The organism is Faecalibacillus sp. TM498, from assembly GCF_020589955.1.
Lineage (GTDB): Bacteria > Bacillota_I > Bacilli_A > Erysipelotrichales > Coprobacillaceae > Faecalibacillus > Faecalibacillus intestinalis.
Window position 1 is genome coordinate 1 of sequence record NZ_JAJDKB010000106.1, and the last position, 2,298, is coordinate 2,298.

General features: G+C 21.9%; 2 protein-coding genes. Both read right to left on the reverse strand.

Going from position 1 to position 2,298, the window contains the following annotated elements:
- Window positions 1-70 precede the first annotated feature (70 nt).
- Window positions 71-1,285 (reverse strand): hypothetical protein, encoded by a 1,215-nt coding sequence (locus LJD32_RS14795; RefSeq protein ID WP_227392771.1) that lies wholly within the window; start codon window positions 1,283-1,285, stop codon window positions 71-73.
- On the reverse strand, window positions 1,282-1,953 hold the full coding sequence (locus LJD32_RS14800) for a LytR/AlgR family response regulator transcription factor (protein ID WP_227392770.1): 672 nt from the start codon (window positions 1,951-1,953) through the stop codon (window positions 1,282-1,284). Before LJD32_RS14800 ends, LJD32_RS14795 begins: the two co-directional genes overlap by 4 nt.
- Between the last annotated feature and the right edge of the window lie 345 nt (window positions 1,954-2,298).

The following is a 2,298-nucleotide window of genomic DNA, read 5'->3' on the forward strand; positions in this document are numbered from 1 at the left end:
TCAAGCCTTATCATTAAGTTAATTATTTTTTGTCCAACAAAGTCGGTTCACTTCATTAATTCCTGTTTTTTTAATGGTAAGAAGATAGGTTGTCTATATATTGAATAATCATCGTTTCATCATTTTTTATTATAGAGATAGAATAATCATCAAAGGAATTTAGTTTTTCTTCAAATGATGAAGAAAATTCTAAACAGTGTGGAATAATAAATTTGACTTCTAAAGATTCATTTTCTTTTTCGCTAATAAACAATTCAACATGTTGATAAAAATTATAAATATATTTTAAAAGTTTAGTAATTCTATAGGCAGTCACAGGATGATTATATACAGGGTTTTCTGAAATAGAGATACATGTTTTAATTTCATTGTCATCTTGTAATAAAGATTTGATTTCTAGATTTAAGATAAAATCAAAGGTTTCATTATTTGTGGCTATAATAGGTGAAATACTTAGTACAGTTTCTTTTTGAGCGTTTATTTTATGTATTGCTTCTACGTAATTTTCATTAATTAAGTCATATTCAATTGATTGTAAAATATAATTCATACGGTGTTCAATGTTGTCTACATCATATTTAATGGTTTTAATATAGTTTAAATTTTCTTGAATATATTTATTTTCTTGTTCTTTTAATTTTGTTTTTAATAAAAGTTCATTGGATTCAATAAGTTTATTGAAAACAATATTAAAAATAATAATGAGAACAAGAAAGCCAATAAATACGAGATGGTTAGAAATATTAGGCATGTTGTTTAATATATTAACTAAAAAGTAATAGGCCATGATAAACATAATAAAAAATTCAAAAGAAATTAAATAATTAATATAAGGGGCATCCTTCTTTAAAAATGGTAATTTTCTTTTTAAAAGAAATGATAGTGATGCAAAATAAAATATTTTTTCTAATATTATATTGATTTCATATTTGGTTTGATTACTAAATGAATTAAAAAAATGAGTTTCAAATAATGAATTGCATAGAATAGTCATTGCATAAACAGAAATAAAAAGCATTAAATTACAAAATAAGGCAACCGCAATATCTTGAAATGAAAAATCATCATGGAACAAGTATAAACAAATCCAAATACATAATTGAATAACTAAAGTTTGCTCGATACCAACTAAATAATAGGATGTCATGATTGTACTTATAATCATATTGATAATCATTGTAATTATTATAAATTTCTTTTTATTGTGCTTCATTTTGATAAAAGAACTAATAAAGTATGAAAGCAAGAAATTTTCTAATAAGTTGTTTACAATTTCAAAAATCATTTTATCATCCTTTCTGCTACAACACTTTTAAATGCAATACCTATTTTTAATGTTTGGTTATTATCTAAAAGGATTGCATTTTTTTTATATTGTTTAATATGTTTGATATTAACACTATTGTTTCTGTTTATTTGTATAAAATCATCTGAATTTATTTCATTCATAATTTCTTTTAATGGTTTGTAGAGATGATATGCTTTAAATTTCGTTACAAGTGATGTTAAATGATTGTCAACTTCTAGATATAAGATATCATCAGTTAATATTTTGATATATTCAAAATTATATTTAAAAGAAAAATATGATTTTTGATTGAAATGTTCTTTTAAAAGCATTAATGCTGTTTCAAATTCTTCATCCAAATTGCTTTTTCGGATAAAATAAAAAGGTTGTACTTTTAAAGCAGAAAAAACAAGATTATTTTTAGATGTTACAAAAATAATCAAAGCATTTTTATCATTTTCTTTTATTTTTCCTGCAATAGAAATGCCATTATCATCAATTAGATCAATATCTAAAAAGTAGATATCATATTGAAATGGAAAATGATCGATGTTAGTGTATCGATCAATAATTACTTGATCGAATATTTTTTTTATATTTGAATTTATTTTTTTATTAAACATTTCTAAAAAAGAAATGTCATCGTCTATTATTGCTATTTTCATAAAAACCTCATTAATTTTCTATATAACTTATAAGTTAATTATACATGATATAGTCAGCATTGTATTATAAAATAATAATTCACGCTATAAAATAGCTAATACACGCTAAATAAAACAGAGTAATCAATAATATCATACAAAATATAAATAGAATAAATATCAATTTATAGGAGCTGTTATTATGAGTTTATTTGACGTGATTATAAATATTGTAGAAAGTTCTATTATATGCTATTTCATTTACAAATATTTTGATTTTAAAAAGATTGAAAAGCTATGGCTTTTTATTTTCTATTAAGAATTTGGATGCGTCAGAAAAAATAGTATATAAAAACTCATACCAAA